The organism is Thauera sp. (assembly GCF_034003485.1).
In the GTDB taxonomy this organism is placed as follows: Bacteria; Pseudomonadota; Gammaproteobacteria; order Burkholderiales; family Rhodocyclaceae; genus Thauera.
Genome location: NZ_JAVEYL010000001.1, coordinates 74,348 through 90,405, shown reverse-complemented (window position 1 = coordinate 90,405; position 16,058 = coordinate 74,348). Strand labels below are relative to the sequence as shown.

The window sequence follows — 16,058 nt, the reverse complement described above, 5'->3', positions numbered from 1 at the left end:
CTTGCTCACTGGTTTTACCGAAACGGATTTCGGGCGCGATGCCTTCGCCTTCGTGGTCGGACACTTCGCCCGCGCCCCCTTCACCCATTCCCTACCCGTGTCGATTCACTCACAGGAGAACTCCATGAAGAAACTGACCGCTCTCGCTGCTGCATTTGCACTTGTCGGCACCCTCGGCGCTGCGCCCGCGCAAGCCCAGCAGAAGTTCGTCACGATCGGCACCGGTGGCGTCACCGGCGTGTATTACGCGGCCGGCGGCGCAATCTGCCGCCTGATCAACAAGGACCGCGCCCAGCACGGCCTGCGCTGCTCGGTCGAGAGCACCGGCGGCTCGGTGTACAACGTGAACACGATCAAGGCCGGCGAGCTCGACTTCGGTGTGGCCCAGTCCGACGTGCAGTTCAACGCGATCAAGGGCGAAGCCCAGTTCAAGGATGGCGGCCCGGTGAGCGATCTGCGCTCGGTGTTCGCACTGCACCCCGAACCGCTGACCGTGCTGTCGCGCAAGGAGGCCAACATCACCAAGATGGAAGACTTCAAGGGCAAGCGCTTCAACGTCGGCAACCCGGGTTCGGGCCAGCGCGCGACGATGGCGATGCTGCTGCCGGCGATGGGCATGGCCGAATCCGACTTCTCGCTGGTGTCCGAGCTCAAGCCCGACGAGCACAGCGCCGCACTGTGCGACAACAAGATCGACGGCTTCGCCTACGTCGTCGGCCACCCGGCGGCCAACATCCAGGACCCGACCACCACCTGCGGCGCCAAGCTGGTGCCGATCACCGGCGCGGCGGTCGACAAGCTGGTCGCCGAGCACCCCTACTTCGCCAAGGTGCAGATCCCCGGTGGCCTGTATGCCAACAACCCGGACGCAACCGACACTTTCGGCGTGGTGGCGAGCTTCGTGAGCTCAGCCAAGGTGCCGACCGAGACCGTCTACACCCTGGTCAAGGCCGTGTTCGAGAACTTCGAGGACTTCAAGAAGCTGCACCCGGCCTTCGCCAACCTCGACCCGCAGCACATGATCAAGGACGGCCTGTCCGCCCCGCTGCATGAGGGCGCGGTAAAGTAATACAAGGAAAAGGGCTGGATGTAATCCCGCCGGCCGGCGTCCCGCGCGGGACGCCGGTTTTTGCTGTAAAAACGGCGGCGACCCCCGGTCCCCGCCGTTTTTTGTCTCCGTCACGAACCTGAGAGGCGCCCCCTCATGACCCGCCCCGACGAAAACAAGGACAAGGCCGGCTTCGAGCTGTCCGACGAAGAGCTCAAGAAGATCGTCGCCGAGGCAGACACCGGCGGACGCAAGCCAACCGGCTTCACGGCCCAGTTGTTGCTGATGGTGGCGCTGGCATGGTCGCTGTTCCAGCTCTGGATCGCCTCGCCCCTGCCCTTCTCGCTCGGCGTGTTCGTGTTCAACGACACCGAATCCCGCGCCATCCACCTCGCCTTCGCCATCTTCCTCGCCTTTGCCGCGTACCCGGCGCTCAAGCGCTCGCCACGCGACTACGTGCCGGTGCAGGACTGGGTGCTGGCGGCGGTGGCGGCCTTCTGTGCGGCTTACCTGTTCCTGTTCTACAAGGAGCTGGCCGAACGTCCGGGCACGCCGACCGACATGGATCTGGCGGCGGCGGTGGTCGGCATGCTGCTGCTGCTCGAAGCGGCGCGCCGCGCGCTCGGGCTGCCGATGGTGATTCTGGCCGCGGTGTTCCTCGTCTATATCTTCTTCGGCCCTTACATGCCCGAAGTGATCGCCCACCGCGGCGCGTCGCTGTCCAAGGGCATGAGCCACATGTGGCTGACCACCGAGGGCGTGTTCGGCGTGGCGGTCGGGGTGTCGACCAGCTTCATCTTCCTGTTCGTGCTGTTCGGCGCGCTGCTGGAAACGGCGGGCGCTGGTGCCTACTTCATCAAGTCGGCGATCGCGCTGCTCGGCCACATGCGCGGCGGCCCGGCCAAGGCGGCGGTGGTGGCCTCGGCCAGCACCGGCCTCATCTCCGGCTCGTCGATCGCCAACGTGGTCACCACCGGCACCTTCACCATCCCGCTGATGAAGAGCGTCGGCTACCGCGCCGACAAGGCCGCAGCGGTCGAAGTGGCCTCGTCGGTTAACGGCCAGCTCATGCCGCCGGTGATGGGCGCGGCGGCCTTCCTGATGGTCGAATACGTGGGCATCACCTATGTGCAGGTGATGAAGCACGCCATCCTGCCGGCGCTGATCTCGTACATCGCGCTGTACTACATCGTCCACCTCGAAGCGCTGAAGATGGACCTGCAGGGCCTGCCGCGACGCGAACCGCTGCCGTGGCAGCGGGCAGTGATCACGACGATGATGACCATTTCCGGCCTCGTCATCCTGTCGGCGATCATCTATTGGGGCTTCGGCTGGCTGAAGACCGTCTTCGGTGAAAGCACCTTCATCGTCATCGGCGTGCTGATGCTTGCAGCCTACGTGGCGCTGGTGCGCTTTGCGGCGAACTTCCCCGAGCTGCACATGGAAAAGCCCGACGAGAAGATGGAGTTCCTGCCCGAGATCGGCCCGACGCTGAAGTCCGGCCTGCACTTCCTGCTGCCGGTGGCGGCGCTGATCTGGAACCTGATGGTCGAGCAGCTCTCGCCGGCGCTCTCAGCCTTCTGGGCAACGCTGTTCCTGATGTTCATTCTCGTCACCCAGCGCCCGCTGTTCGCGCTTTTCCGCCGCAGCGGCGACGTCGGCGCGGCCGTAAAACAGGGATTCTCGGATCTGTTCTCCGGCCTGGTGACCGGCGCGCGCAACATGATCGGCATCGCGATCGCCACCGCGACCGCCGGCATCATCGTGGGTACGGTCACGCTCACCGGCATCGGCCTGGCGATGACCGAGCTGGTGGAGGTGCTGTCGGGCGGCAACCTGATGATCATGCTGATCCTGGTCGCGGTCATCTGCCTCGTGCTGGGCATGGGCCTGCCGACCACGGCCAACTACATCGTGGTGTCGACGCTGATGGCGCCGGTAATCGTCGAACTCGGCGCACAGACCGGCCTGCTGGTGCCGCTGATCGCGGTGCACCTGTTCGTGTTCTATTTCGGCCTGATGGCCGACGTGACACCCCCGGTGGGCCTGGCCTCGTACGCGGCGGCTGGCATCGCCAAGAGCGAACCGATGCTGACCGGCCTCACCGCCTTCAGCTACAGCGCGCGGACGGCGATCCTGCCCTTCATGTTCATCTTCAACACCCAGTTGCTGCTGATCGGCATCGGCAACACCTTCCAGTTGATCCTGACGATCGTGACCGCGACGGTGGCGAGCATGATGTTCGCGGCGGCGACCCAGGGTTACTTCATCACCAAGAGCCGGCTGCATGAGTCGCTGCTGCTGCTGCTGGTCACCTTCACGCTGTTCCGCCCGGGCTTCTGGATGGACATGATGTATCCGCCCTACGAGGAGATCCCGCCCACCGAGCTCACCCGCCTGGTCGAGGAAGCGCCGCGCAACGGCAACCTGCGCGTGTGGGTGGAGGGCATGAACCTGGAAGGCCAGGACATCTCGAAGGGCGTGCTGCTGCCGCTCGGCGACCGCGCCGCCAAGGCCAGCGAGCGGCTGGGGGCGATGGGGCTGACGGTGATGACGCTCGGCGATCAGGTCCAGGTGGCTGCGGTGCGCTTCGGCAGCCAGGCAGAAAAACTCGGCTTGGAGCAGGGCTTTTCAATCAGCGCGATCGAGATTCCCTCGGGCGAACGCCCGGCCAAGGAGTGGATGTTCGTGCCGGCCTTCATCCTGCTCGGCCTGGTGTACGCGATGCAGAAGCCGCGCCAGCGGCGCAGGGAGGCGGAGCGCGTCAAGGCCTGAGGCATCGCACGGCGAGCCCTGCGGCCGTCGGAGCCGGCCCCGCCGCAGAAAGTCAGATCAGCGAGGGGCCGGCGACGATCGCCGCCGCGTCCTTCTCGCTGATGCGCACGCTGGCATTCATGATCACCAGCGCGATCAGCCAGTCGCGCAGGCGTTCCATGCCATCGCCTTTCAGTTCAAGGTATCGGCAACCCGCCTGAGAGACGGGTGCGATGAAATTGACCGACTGCGCCCGACCGCGGATCTGGTCGGGCACCCCTTCGCGATGAAGAACGAAATCGAAGGCTTCGCCTGCGGCCGGCGGCGCCTCGGCGGTGATCGCAAAACCATCGACCGAGATGTCGCGCAGCGGGATACGCTCGCCATCGATGACGACCCAGAACCAAGGCTCGCCGCGGCGCATCGCCAGAAAGCGCTGGATGCACCGGCGTTCGGCACTGTCAGACACGTCCGGCTCAGGTGCGGCCAGCCGGGACTGGGCGTCTTGATCGCTCATTTGCCTTCGCGCTCCTTGCGCACGCGGGCGATCAGCTCGTCGGCAACCTTCAGGGTGTTCTCGTGGCTGCCGCTCATCGACGCCGAGGTGACGAAGCGACCATCGACGACGACCGATGGCACACCCTGGATCTTCATCGCGCGGGCGAGTTGGTCGGACCGCTGCACCAGAGAGCCGACGCCGAAGGACTTGTAGGTCTCCATGAACCTGGCCGGGTCGGCGACCTTGCCCGTGACCCATTCGCGCACCTGCTCCTCGTTGAAGAGCGGGCGCTTTTCATCCTGGACCGCAACGAAGATGGCGCTCTGCAGGGCGCCCAGCTCACCGGAGATCTCGGCCGCGTAATACAGGCGCGCCAGCCCTGCGAGTTGAGGGTTGTTCCACACCGCCGGCACCGCGCGGAAAGCGACGTCGGCGGGCAGTTTCTTCTTCCAGTCGGTGATCAGCGGGTCGAAATCGCGGCAGTGCGGGCAGCCGTAGTGGAAGAACTCGAGCACTTCGATTTTCGAGGGATCGTCGCCTTTCTGCGCAGGGTTGAGCACCTGATAGGTCTCATTGGCCCACGCAACGTTTGCGGCGGGCAGGGTGAAGGCCAGGCCGGCCAGCTTGAGGGCATCACGACGGTTCATGCGGTACTCCGTTGACTAGAGTTTGCTGTGACGCAACAGGCGGGAAGGCGTTCCCCGCCTGCTTCATTCGAATCGTTACGGTCAGGGATTGCGGCTCACCGAAGCGGAAAAACCGGCCTCGGCCAGGCGCGAGCGCATCGGGTTCATGTCTTCGGGATTCGAGTACGGCCCGATCCGCACCCGGTGCACCACCCGGCCATCGGGAAGCTGCGTGCGTTGCGCGCTGGCCTGGATGCCGGAGAGCGCGAGCCGCGCCTTGAGGTTGTCGGCCTCGCTCGGGTTTTCGAAGGCGCCCACCTGCAGATACATGCGCCCGGCCGAACGCTGTGCGGGTTGCTGCACCGGCTGCGGCACGGCCTCGGTCACCGGCGCGGGCGGCTGCTGGGCCTGGGTGGGCACCGGCGGGACGGGCTGCGCCTGCGCACTCTGCGGCGAGGTCGGCGACGGCACGTTGTCGCCCTGGGGCAGGATCTTGTAGAACTCGAAGTCCTGCTTCACCACCGGGCGGTCACCCGGCTTGCCGGGCAGCGATGCCGGCCCCTGGTCCGCGGGCGCCTGCACGCGCGGCGCCGCCGGCGTAGGCTGAAAGGGATTTGCGCGGGTGAAATACCACGCCGCCCCGGCTGCGATCAGCGCGCCGAACACCAGGCCGATGAAGATGCCGATCAGCGTGCCGCCGGCGTTCCTGGCCGGGGCACGGGCGGCCTTGCGCACCGGCTTGCGATCTCGACTCACGGTTTCGCCCCCTGCTTCACATCGATTCGGGCGCGGACACGCCCAGCGTCTTCAGGCCGGTAACCAGCACCTGGCGCACCGCAGCGGCCAAGGCCAGGCGGGCGAGCTTGACCGCCTCGTCCTCGACCAGCATGCGCTCGGCGTTGTACCAGCTATGGAAGTCGGCAGCGAGATCCTTGAGATAGAACGCGATCTGGTGCGGTGCGTAGTCGACGGCGGCGTTCTGCACCAGCTCGGGGAAGGCGGCCAGGCGCGCGCACAACGCGAGCTCGCGCTCGTTCTGCAGCAGGCCGAGGTCGGCCGTAGCGAGCTCGGCAGCCTCGCCGCCCCACTGGTTGAGCACAGAGCACACGCGGGCGTGGGCGTACTGCACGTAGTACACCGGGTTCTCGTTGCTCTGGCTCTTGGCGAGGTCGAGGTCGAAATCCAGATGCTGGTCGGACTTGCGCAGCACGTAGAAGAAACGGCAGGCGTCGTTGCCCACTTCGCGGCGCAGTTCGCGCAAGGTGACGAATTCGCCCGAGCGGGTGGACATCGAGGTCTTCTGCCCTTCGCGGTACAGCACCGCGAACTGCACCAGCGCGACCTCGAGCTTGGCCGGGTCGAGCCCGAGCGCGGCGATGGCGCCCTTCACGCGCGGGATGTAGCCGTGGTGGTCGGCGCCCCAGATGTCGATGACGCGATCGAAGCCACGCTCGTACTTGTTGAGGTGGTAGGCGATGTCGGAGGCGAAGTAGGTATACAGGCCATTCTCGCGCTGCACGACGCGGTCCTTCTCGTCGCCGAAGGCGGTCGAGCGGAACCACCTGGCACCGTCCTGCAGGTAGATGTGGCCGTGCTGCTCGAGTTGGGTCACCGCGCGCTCGACCAGCCCGGTGTCGAACAGGCTCTGCTCCGAGAACCATTTGTCGAAGCGCACGCCGAACTCGCCGAGGTCGTCGCGACCATCGCCGAGCTGCTCGTTGAGCGCAAAACCATGCACCCAGCCGTAGTCGTCGCCGAGCAGCTTCTTGGCGTTCGCGATCAACGCGTCCAGGTGTTCCTCGCGCTGCTGCTTGGATTCGTCGTCCTTGCGGTCAGCCAGCGGCAGGCCGGGCGTGCCGGCGAGGATCTGCTCGACCGTGACCTGGGCGAAGCGATCCTGATGGGCGTCGCGCATGTCGCGGCCCATGTCGATCACGTAGTCGCCCTGGTAGGCATTGGGCGGGAAGGGAATCTCGATGCCGAAGAAGGCGAGATAGCGCAGCCAGGTCGAAAGCGCCAGGATGTCCATCTGGCGGCCGGCGTCGTTCACGTAGTACTCGCGGGTGACGTCATAGCCGGCGAAGGCCAGCACGTCCGACAGCGAGGCGCCGTAGGCCGCGCCGCGACCGTGGCCGACGTGCAGCGGGCCGGTCGGGTTGGCGGAGACGAACTCCACCTGCACCTTGACGCCCTTGGCGGCACCGCGACCGAAGTCCGCGCCTTTCGCCAGCACATCGAAGACGACCGCGGTCTTGGCGTCGGCGACGAGGGTGAAATTGATGAAGCCGGCACCGGCGACTTCGGCCTTGGCGACCAGCCTGGAGGGCGGCAGCTCGGCCAGCAGCAGCCCGGCGAGCTCGCGCGGGTTACGCTTGAGCGGCTTGGCCAGTTGCAGCGCGAGGTTGGTGGCGAAATCGCCGTGACTCGCCTGCTTCGGGCGCTCCAGCAGGATGGGGGTGTCGGCCAGATCGGGCGCCACGCTCTTCAGCGCGGACATCAGCAGGTCGGTCAGCAGGACTTTGGGATCGGCGCTCATGGCACTCGGGATGAATTCGAAGCCCGCAATTATAGCGGAACGCAAGGCCGCGCCCCGGCGAGGATGTGAGCGCGCGTTCCATCCGCGCCGCTTTCGGGCTAAAGTCCGCGCTTTGCCCCGTCCGGCCCGACCATCGTGCGCCTCTTCCGCCTCGCCAAGATCGTTTCCGTCAGTCTGCGCTTCGGGCTCGACCGCATGGTGCTCGACGCCGACAGCAGTGGGCGGCTGGCGCATATCTGGCACAAGGTGTTCTTCTGGCGCACGTACACGGAGTCGCGCGGCGCGCGCCTGCGTCAGGCGCTGGAGTCGCTCGGGCCCATCTTCGTCAAGTTCGGCCAGATGCTGTCGACCCGGCGCGACCTGCTGCCGCCCGACCTCGCCGACGAGCTCGCCCTGCTCCAGGACCGCGTGCCGCCCTTCCCCACCGAGCAGGCGCTGGCTGTACTGGAAGGCTTTTACGGCCGCCCGATCGACGAGGTGTTCGACGACTTCGAGCGCACACCGGTCGCCTCGGCCTCGGTGGCGCAGGTGCATTTCGCGCGCCTGCCCGACGGCACCGACGTCGCCGTCAAGGTGCTGCGCCCGGGCATCGAGCGCGTCATCGAGCACGACCTCGCGCTGCTCGAGGTGGCCGCGGTGCTGCTGGAAAAGATCTGGCCGGAAGGCCGGCGGCTCAAGCCGCGCGAGGTGGTCGCCGAGTTCAGCAAGTACCTGCACGACGAACTCGACCTGATGCGCGAGGCCGCCAACTGCTCGCAGCTGCGGCGCAACTTCAAGGACTCGTCGCTCTTGATCGTGCCCGAGGTGTATTGGGACTGGTGCGGGCGCAAGGTCATGGTGATGGAGCGCATGCGCGGCGTGCCGATCTCGCAGACGCCGGCACTGCTCGCCCAGGGCAACGACATGAAGGCCTTGTCGCGCGCGGGGGTGGAGATCTTCTTCACCCAGGTGTTCCGCGACGGCTTCTTCCACGCCGACATGCACCCGGGCAACATCTTCGTGCATCAGGACGGGCGCTACATCGCGCTCGACTTCGGCATCATGGGCACCCTCGACGAGGTGGACAAGAACTACCTCGCGACCAACTTCCTCGCCTTCTTCAAGCGCGACTACCACCGCGTCGCACTCGCCCACATCGAGGCCGGCTGGGTGCCGGCGAAGACGCGCGTCGACGAGTTCGAGGCGGCGATCCGCACCGTGTGCGAGCCGATCTTCGACAAACCGCTCAAGGACATCTCCTTCGGCAAGACCCTGCTGCGCCTGTTCCAGACCGCGCGCCGCTTCGAGATGGAAGTGCAGCCGCAGCTCGTGCTGCTGCAGAAGACCCTGCTCAACATCGAGGGCCTGGGCCGCCAGCTCGACCCCGAGCTAGACCTGTGGAAGACCGCCAAGCCCTTCCTCGAGCGCTGGATGGACGAGCGCATGGGCGTGCGCGCGCTGGTACGCGGCATCAAGGAAGAAGCCCCGGCCTGGGCCGGCACGCTGCCGCAGTTGCCGCGTCTGGTGCACCACGCCCTCACCGAATCCACCCGTCACCAGAGCGCGCAGCAGCAGCGCCTGGACGAGCTCGCCAACACCCAGCGCACGCAGAGCCGCCTGCTGCTCTTGATCGGCGCGATCGCGATGGCGCTGCTCGGTCTGGAGCTCTACCGACTCTTCGGCTGACCCTCCCCGAAGCCGCTGATCTGTGGGAGCCGGACCTGTGGGAGCGGGCTTGTCCACGAGCATCGCCCGATCGAGCGCTGCTTTCGCGGACAAGCCCGCTCCCACGCCCCGTCGCTGCTTCCTGCGTCTGAACGATTCGCCTGCAGCCCCGTCGAAAACCTTGCAAGCAACGGCTTGGCAAGGCTTGCGGACGGGAGGTGTGCGATGACGACGACGCTCGGCGCCCTGCGGGCACCCCACACACTGATCACCATCATCGGCGCCGCTTCGGCGCTCGGCGCCCCGCATGCGGGCTCGGCCGCCGCGCCGGCCGTCTTGCAGGAAGGCGCGCTCGCCCGCCGCCTCGCGGCCATCGGGCCGAGGGTGGAATGGACGGATACGCTGCTGCCATCCGCGGCGGAGCGCGCTGCAGGCCCCGCCGCAGACGCCCCGAGCACGCCAGACGCAGACGCCGCCATGGCCACCCGCATCACCGCCAACGCCCGCTTCGCCCATCGCCTCGCCGACCGCGTCGCCGCATTGCCTGCGGACCGCTTCCCGCTCGTACTCGGCGGCGACCACGCGATCGCCGCCGGCACCTGGCGCGGCGTCGGCCGCCGGCGCGGACGCGCCCCGGGCCTGATCTGGATCGACGCCCACCTCGACAGCCACACCGACGCCACCACCCACTCCGGCAACATCCACGGCATGCCGCTGGCCGCGCTGCTCGGCGTGGGCCACGCGGCGCTCACCGGCATCGCCGGCCCCGCGCTCGACCCGGCGCGCACCTGCATCGTCGGCGCGCGCGCCTGGGAGGCGGAGGAGCAGGCGCTGCTCGCCCGGCTCGGCGTGCGCGTCTTCGACATGCGCGAGATCCGCGCGCGCGGGCTCGCCGCAGTGTTCTGCGACGCGCTGACCATCGCCCGCGCCGACCCTGAAGCCGGTTTCGGCCTCAGCCTCGACCTCGACGCGCTCGACCCGCACGCACTGCCCGCGGTGACCTGCCCCGAAGCCGACGGGATCAACCCGCGCGCGCTCGCCGACGTGCTGCTCAGCCTGCGCGCCTGCGCCGACTTCATCGCGCTCGAGATCGTCGAGTACCGCCCCGACCTCGACCCGGACCACCGCAGCGCAGACTGGATCGCCGAGTTCGCGACCGCCGCGCTCGGCCCCGGGACCGCCTGGCTGCGCGACAAGGAGCGCCGCTTCGGCGCCGCCAACTACGCGCCGCTGCCGGCGGTGTTCCAGCGCGGCGAGGGTGTGTGGCTGTGGGACACCGACGGCCGGCGCTACCTCGACATGATGAGCGCCTACTCGGCGGTGAGCTTCGGCCACAGCCACCCGCGCCTGGTCGAGGCGCTGGTGACGCAGGCGCAACGCCTGGCGCTGACCTCGCGCGCGTTTTCCAGCGACCGCCTGCCGGTCTTCCTCGAGCGCCTGTGCGCCACCTTCGGCTACGAGCGCGCACTACCGGTCAACACGGGCCTGGAGGCGGTCGAGACCGCGCTCAAGGCCGCGCGCAAGTGGGGCTACAAGGTCAAGGGCATTGCCCCCGAACGCGCGCGCATCATCGCCTGCGAGGGCAATTTCCATGGCCGTTCGATCGCGATCGTGGGGATGTCGGCCAATGAACACTACCGCGACGGCTTCGGCCCCTTCCCGCCCGGGCTCGAGCGCGTGCCCTATGCCGACGCCGACGCGCTCGAGGCGGCGATCACCCCCGACACCGCCGCCTTCCTGGTCGAGCCGATCCAGGGCGAGGGCGGCATCGTGGTGCCGCCGCCCGGCTACCTGTCGCGCTGCGCCGAGATCTGCCGCCGCCACGACGTGCTGCTGATCGCCGACGAGGTGCAGACCGGACTCGGGCGCACCGGGCGCTTGCTGGCCTGCGACCATGAAGGCGTGCGCCCGGACGGGCTGATCCTGGGCAAGGCGCTCGGCGGCGGCCTGCTGCCGGTGTCGGCCTTCCTCGCCGACCGCCGGGTGATGGACGTGTTCGGCCCGGGCGACCACGGCTCGACCTTCGGCGGCAATCCGCTCGCCGCCGCAGTCGGCACCGAGGTGCTCGCGCTGCTCGGCGAAACGCGCCCGTGGGAACGCGCCGAGCGCCTCGGCGAAGGCCTGATCGCCCGCCTGCGCGCCGCCGCGCTGCCCTGCGTGCGCGAGGTACGCGGCCGCGGCCTGCTCGTCGGCGTGGCGCTCGACCCCGCGCTGGCGGACGCCGCCGACATCGCCGAACGCCTGCTCGCGCACGGCATCGCCACCCGCGACACCAATGGCAACGTGATCCGCCTGGCGCCGCCGCTGGTGATCGATGAGGCCACGCTGCACGAGGCGGCGAGCCGCATCATCGACACGCTGCGCACTCACCTTGCCACTCAGGTCGACACCGAAGTCGCCGCCATGGCCCCCGCCGGCCCCGGCGCGAGCGTTGCGCACATGCAATAAATCGCGCGTGATCAAGCCCTTGGCGCGCAACTCGCGCCCCCGGCGGGGGCGTTCTGTTGTTAAACTCGCGCCCTCTTTTTTCGCTCACCGCGCGCGGATGCGCCATCACGAAGGGCCTAATCATGCTGCTCTGGCTTGTCGTCGCCTACCTGGTCGTCTCCATCGGCATCGGCCTGTATGCCGCCACCCGGGTGCACAACGCGCGTGACTACATCACCGCCGGTCGCAACCTGCCGATGTTCGTCGTGCTGGCGATGGTGTTCGCCACCTGGTTCGGCGCCGAGACCGTGCTCGGCATCTCCGCCACCTTCCTCGAAGAGGGCTTTCGCGGCCTGATCTCCGACCCCCTCGGCGCCTCGGTGTGCCTGGTGCTGTTCGGCCTCGTGTTCGCCCGCCCGCTGTACCGCATGAACCTGCTCACCCTGGGCGACTTCTTCCGCATGCGCTACAACCGCACGACCGAGCTCGTGCTGTCGATCTGCATCGTGCTGTCCTACCTGGGCTGGGTGGCGGCGCAGATCACCGCGCTCGGGCTGGTGTTCAACGTGCTGTCGGGCGACCTGGTGTCCATGAACCAGGGCATGCTGATCGGCGCCGGCGTGGTGCTGGTATATACGCTGTTCGGCGGGATGTGGTCGGTGGCGATGACCACCTTCGTGCAGATGATCGTGATCGTCGTCGGCCTGATCTGGGTCACCTGGATGGCGGGTGACATGGCGGGTGGCTTCGACAACGTGATCTCCAAGGCCGCCGCCGAGGGCAAGTTCGAGTTCCTGCCCACCCTCGACCTGGTCGACATGATCGCGTGGATCGCCGCGTTCGCCACCATGGCGCTCGGCTCCATCCCGCAACAGGACGTGTTCCAGCGCGTCAATTCCTCGAAGAACGAGACCGTTGCGGTGTGGGGCACGACGCTCGGCGGCGTGAGCTACTTCTTCTTCGCCGCGGTGCCGCTGTTCCTCGCCTACACCGCCAACATCATCGACCCGGGCATGGTCGAGCGCCTGATGGAGCAGGACTCACAGCTCATCCTGCCGACGCTGATCCTGCAGTACATGCCCTTCTACGCGCAGGTGATCTTCTTCGGCGCGCTGCTGTCGGTAATCATGTCGACGGCGTCCGGGACCCTGCTCGCGCCCTCGGTGACCTTCTCCGAGAACGTGCTGCGCGGCTTCATCCCGGGGATGAGCGATCGTGCCTTCCTGCTCAGCACGCGCGTAACCGTGGTGGTGTTCACCGCCCTCGTCACCTGGTACGCCACCAGCACCGAATCCTCGATCCACCAGATGGTCGAGAACGCCTACCGGATCACGCTCGCCGGCGCCTTCGTGCCGCTCGCCGCCGGCCTGTTCTGGAAGCGCGCCAACAACCTCGGGGCCGCGCTCGCGATCATCCTCGGCCTGTCCACCTGGGTCCTGTTCGAACTCTTCGTGCCCGAAGGCGACGTCGAGCCTCAGCTCTACGGCCTGGCGGCGAGCGCGCTGGGCATGCTGGTGGGCGGCCTGCTCGGGCCGAAGCCGCACCACCGCCCGCACATGAGCGGGCATCACGCGGCGGCGGGGACCTACCACACCCATCGCTGACCGATCGCCCCTCTGGGGGCTTGCCCGCGAATGGGCGCCAAGATCGGCCCTTTTCGCGGGCAAGCCCGCTCCCACGGAGACCAGCGGCACCTTACGGTCGGCTCCCCCTCACGGCGGCCCCTGCGTTTGATGGTGATCAACGCGGGCGCCGCCGGCCTCGTTTATGGTTGCGGCGTTTTTCCCTCTGGAAATACCGCTCCCATGACCGTGTCTTCCCCGATCGAACTCGTCTGCCCGGCCGGCAGCCTTCCGGCGCTCAAGACCGCCATCGATCACGGCGCCGACTGCGTCTATCTCGGTTTCAAGGACGCCACCAACGCGCGCAACTTCAGCGGCCTGAACTTCGACCCGGCGCAGATGCGCGAAGGCATCGCCTACGCCCACGCGCGTGGCAGGAAGGTGCTGCTCGCGCTCAACACCTACCCGCAGGCCGGCAACTGGCCGAGCTGGACACAGGCCATCGACCGTGCTGCCGAATTCGGCCTCGACGCGCTGATCCTCGCCGACCCCGGGCTGATGGCCTACGCCGCCAGGACCCACCCGCAACTGCGCCTGCATCTGTCGGTACAGGGCTCGGCCACCAGCTACGAGGCGATCAATTACTACCACGAGCGCTTCGGCATCCAGCGCGCGGTGCTGCCGCGCGTGCTGTCGATGGCCCAGGTCGAGAGCGTGATCGCCAACACCCCGGTCGAGATCGAGGTGTTCGGTTTCGGCGGCCTGTGCGTGATGGTCGAGGGCCGCTGCGCGCTGTCGGCCTACGCCACCGGCGAGTCGCCCAACTGCAACGGCGCCTGCTCGCCGGGCAAGCACGTGCGCTGGGAAGACACCCCGCGCGGCATGGAGACGCGCCTGAACGGCATCCTCATCGACCGCTTCGCCGACGGCGAACGCGCCGGCTACCCGACGCTGTGCAAGGGCCGCTTCGAGGTCAACGACGAGACCTACTACGCGCTCGAGGAGCCGACCAGCCTCAACACCCTCGAGCTGCTGCCGGAGCTCGCCCGCATCGGCATCCGCGCGATCAAGATCGAGGGCCGCCAGCGCAGCCCGGCCTACGTCGCCCAGGTCACCAAGGTGTGGCGTGCCGCGCTCGACAAGCTCAAGGCCGGCGGCGCCGAGTCCTTCAGTGTGCTGCCGGCGTGGATGGCCGAGCTCAACAAGGTCTCCGAAGGCCAGAGCCACACCCTGGGCGCCTACTACCGGCCCTGGAAGTGAGCGCTGCGACGCCTCAGCTGCGCCGACACCCCCGGATCGACCTCACCCCACGCTCCGCCCCCGGACACATCGCCCGTGCCAAACCCGATCGCCGCACCCCGCCCGCCGCGCCAACGCGCGAACGGCGCCTGCGGTGACACCCCCTCCGAATGAGACCCGCCCCATGAAACTCGCCCTCGGTCCCCTGCTCTACTACTGGCCGCACCAGAGCGTGCTCGATTTCTACGCCGACATGGTCGAAGCGCCCGTCGACGCCGTCTATCTCGGCGAGACCGTGTGTTCGCGCCGCCACGAACTGCGCCTCGAGGACTGGCTCGAGGTCGGCAAGGTGCTCGCCACAGCCGGCAAGGAAGTGGTGATGAGCACCCAGGGCCTGATCGAATCCGAGTCCGACCTCAAGGTGTTGCGCCGCATCGTGCGCCAGAGCGCCGAGGGCGATCCCGGTTTCCGCGTCGAGGCCAACGACATGGGCGCGGTGCGCCTGCTGACCGAGGCCGGCGTGAAGGACTGGATCGCCGGCCCGACGCTGAACATCTTCAACCCGACCACGCTGCAGTTGATGATCGACTCCGGTGCCACGCGCTGGGCGGTCGCCCCCGAGATGGCGGGCGCGGCGCTGGCCGAGGTACGTGCCGCACTGCCCGCCCCGATCGAGACCGAGGTCTTCGCCTACGGCCGCCTGCCGCTGGCGCACTCGGCGCGCTGCTTCACCGCCCGCCACTTCAACCTGCAGAAGGACACCTGCGAGTTCCGCTGCCTGTCGATCATGGACGGCATCACGCTGCACACCCGCGAGGGTGAGCCCTTCCTGACGCTGAACGGCGTGCAGACCCAATCGGCGCGGGTGCACAACCTGCTCGGCGACCTGCCTGCAGTGCAAAAGAGCGCCGAGGTGCTGCGCATCAGCCCGCAAGGCGCGCACACCCGCCAGATGATCGAACGCTTCCGCGCCGTCCTCGACGGCAAGCAGACGCCCTCCGCCGCGCTCGCCGCCAGTCGCGAACTGATGGTCGAGGCGCCCTGCAACGGCTTCTGGCACGGCCGTGCGGGTGTCGAACAGTACGTCGCCGCGTAAAATTTCTGGAGCCCCGACATGCCTGCCCTGCCTTCCCTTCCGCGCCCGCCCCTGCCCTCCGCGCTGCTGCCCGGCAACCTGCGCCAGCGCATCGGCGAGCGCCTGGAGAACTTCCGCATCCCCGACTTCACCGTGCCCGCGCCGCTGGCCAAGCTCGTCGCGCGCCTTCCGCAGCAGCCGCCCACCCACGTGCTGACGCTCGCGCTCAACCTCGCGCTCGGCCGCATCCTGCCGCGCGACACGCTCGCGCCGCTGACCGGCCACCACCTGCAGATGCGCGTGCTCGACGCCGGGCTGACCCTCGACTTCACCCTTACCGACAAGGGCTTCCGACGTTCCGCGCCGGTAACGGGCAAGAAACCGGACCTGATCATCTCGGCCACCACCCGCGACTTCATGGCGCTGGCGCTGCGCGAGGAAGACCCCGACACGCTGTTCTTCAGCCGCCGCCTGCGCATGGAAGGCGACACCGAGCTCGGCCTGCTGGTGAAGAACACGCTCGACGCGGTGGATTGGGACGCGCTGAAGGAAAAGTTCACCGGCCGGCGCTGAGCTTCGCGAGCGCAACGGCTGCCGGCGGATGACGTGGGCAGACCGGCCCGCGAATAGAGCGCCCTGAGCCGCGGC

12 protein-coding genes are annotated in these 16,058 nt (G+C 68.0%); 8 read left to right on the top strand and 4 right to left on the bottom strand.

Features of this window, described 5'->3' with window-relative positions; genetic code table 11:
• Positions 1–124: 124 nt before the first annotated feature.
• Complete coding sequence (locus RBT54_RS00465) at positions 125–1,069, top strand: TAXI family TRAP transporter solute-binding subunit (protein ID WP_320363003.1); 945 nt, start codon at positions 125–127, stop codon at positions 1,067–1,069.
• Between the two features lie 135 nt (positions 1,070–1,204).
• Complete coding sequence (locus RBT54_RS00460) at positions 1,205–3,823, top strand: TRAP transporter permease (protein WP_320363001.1); 2,619 nt, start codon at positions 1,205–1,207, stop codon at positions 3,821–3,823.
• Between the two features lie 52 nt (positions 3,824–3,875).
• Here RBT54_RS00460 and RBT54_RS00455 read toward each other — a convergent pair whose 3' ends face one another.
• From RBT54_RS00455 to argS, 4 genes are all read right to left on the bottom strand, one after another.
• Positions 3,876–4,319 carry a PilZ domain-containing protein gene (locus RBT54_RS00455; protein ID WP_320362999.1) on the bottom strand — a complete coding sequence of 148 codons (444 nt, stop codon included), beginning with the start codon at positions 4,317–4,319 and terminating at the stop codon, positions 3,876–3,878.
• Positions 4,316–4,948 carry a thiol:disulfide interchange protein DsbA/DsbL gene (locus tag RBT54_RS00450; RefSeq protein ID WP_320362998.1) on the bottom strand — a complete coding sequence of 211 codons (633 nt, stop codon included), beginning with the start codon at positions 4,946–4,948 and terminating at the stop codon, positions 4,316–4,318. Before RBT54_RS00450 ends, RBT54_RS00455 begins: the two co-directional genes overlap by 4 nt.
• An 81-nt stretch (positions 4,949–5,029) precedes the next feature.
• Positions 5,030–5,683, bottom strand: coding sequence for an SPOR domain-containing protein (locus RBT54_RS00445; RefSeq protein WP_320362996.1), 654 nt, complete (start codon positions 5,681–5,683; stop codon positions 5,030–5,032).
• A 16-nt stretch (positions 5,684–5,699) separates the two neighbouring features.
• Entirely contained in the window at positions 5,700–7,463 is a 1,764-nt protein-coding gene (gene argS, locus RBT54_RS00440; RefSeq protein ID WP_320362994.1) for an arginine--tRNA ligase, read from the bottom strand.
• A 135-nt stretch (positions 7,464–7,598) separates the two neighbouring features.
• Here argS and ubiB point away from each other — a divergent pair, with 135 nt between their 5' ends.
• The 6 genes from ubiB (at position 7,599) to ubiT (ending at position 15,983) form a co-directional block, all read left to right on the top strand.
• On the top strand, positions 7,599–9,128 hold the full coding sequence (gene ubiB / locus RBT54_RS00435) for a ubiquinone biosynthesis regulatory protein kinase UbiB (protein WP_320362992.1): 1,530 nt from the start codon (positions 7,599–7,601) through the stop codon (positions 9,126–9,128).
• Positions 9,129–9,332: 204 nt separating this feature from the next.
• Positions 9,333–11,555: an ornithine--oxo-acid transaminase gene (rocD, locus tag RBT54_RS00430; protein WP_320362991.1), complete on the top strand. Its 2,223-nt coding sequence runs from the start codon at positions 9,333–9,335 to the stop codon at positions 11,553–11,555.
• A 122-nt stretch (positions 11,556–11,677) separates the two neighbouring features.
• Entirely contained in the window at positions 11,678–13,138 is a 1,461-nt protein-coding gene (locus tag RBT54_RS00425; RefSeq protein ID WP_320362989.1) for a sodium:solute symporter family protein, read from the top strand.
• Positions 13,139–13,339: 201 nt separating this feature from the next.
• The gene (gene ubiU, locus RBT54_RS00420) at positions 13,340–14,356 is read left to right on the top strand and encodes a ubiquinone anaerobic biosynthesis protein UbiU (protein ID WP_320362987.1); all 1,017 of its coding nucleotides are present in this window, start codon (positions 13,340–13,342) and stop codon (positions 14,354–14,356) included.
• A 163-nt stretch (positions 14,357–14,519) separates the two neighbouring features.
• Positions 14,520–15,431: a U32 family peptidase gene (locus RBT54_RS00415; RefSeq protein ID WP_320362985.1), complete on the top strand. Its 912-nt coding sequence runs from the start codon at positions 14,520–14,522 to the stop codon at positions 15,429–15,431.
• Positions 15,432–15,449: 18 nt separating this feature from the next.
• Positions 15,450–15,983, top strand: a complete 534-nt coding sequence (gene ubiT / locus RBT54_RS00410) for a ubiquinone anaerobic biosynthesis accessory factor UbiT (RefSeq protein ID WP_320362983.1) — start codon at positions 15,450–15,452, stop codon at positions 15,981–15,983.
• Positions 15,984–16,058 lie beyond the last annotated feature (75 nt).

Coding starts and splice junctions, on each gene's coding strand:
- RBT54_RS00455 (WP_320362999.1), bottom strand. CDS start 4,319: ATGAGCGATCAAGACGCCCAGTCCCGGCTGGCCGCACCTGAGCCGGAC.
- RBT54_RS00465 (WP_320363003.1), top strand. CDS start 125: ATGAAGAAACTGACCGCTCTCGCTGCTGCATTTGCACTTGTCGGCACC.
- RBT54_RS00425 (WP_320362989.1), top strand. CDS start 11,678: ATGCTGCTCTGGCTTGTCGTCGCCTACCTGGTCGTCTCCATCGGCATC.
- ubiU (WP_320362987.1), top strand. CDS start 13,340: ATGACCGTGTCTTCCCCGATCGAACTCGTCTGCCCGGCCGGCAGCCTT.
- rocD (WP_320362991.1), top strand. CDS start 9,333: ATGACGACGACGCTCGGCGCCCTGCGGGCACCCCACACACTGATCACC.
- RBT54_RS00415 (WP_320362985.1), top strand. CDS start 14,520: ATGAAACTCGCCCTCGGTCCCCTGCTCTACTACTGGCCGCACCAGAGC.
- ubiT (WP_320362983.1), top strand. CDS start 15,450: ATGCCTGCCCTGCCTTCCCTTCCGCGCCCGCCCCTGCCCTCCGCGCTG.
- RBT54_RS00450 (WP_320362998.1), bottom strand. CDS start 4,948: ATGAACCGTCGTGATGCCCTCAAGCTGGCCGGCCTGGCCTTCACCCTG.
- argS (WP_320362994.1), bottom strand. CDS start 7,463: ATGAGCGCCGATCCCAAAGTCCTGCTGACCGACCTGCTGATGTCCGCG.
- RBT54_RS00460 (WP_320363001.1), top strand. CDS start 1,205: ATGACCCGCCCCGACGAAAACAAGGACAAGGCCGGCTTCGAGCTGTCC.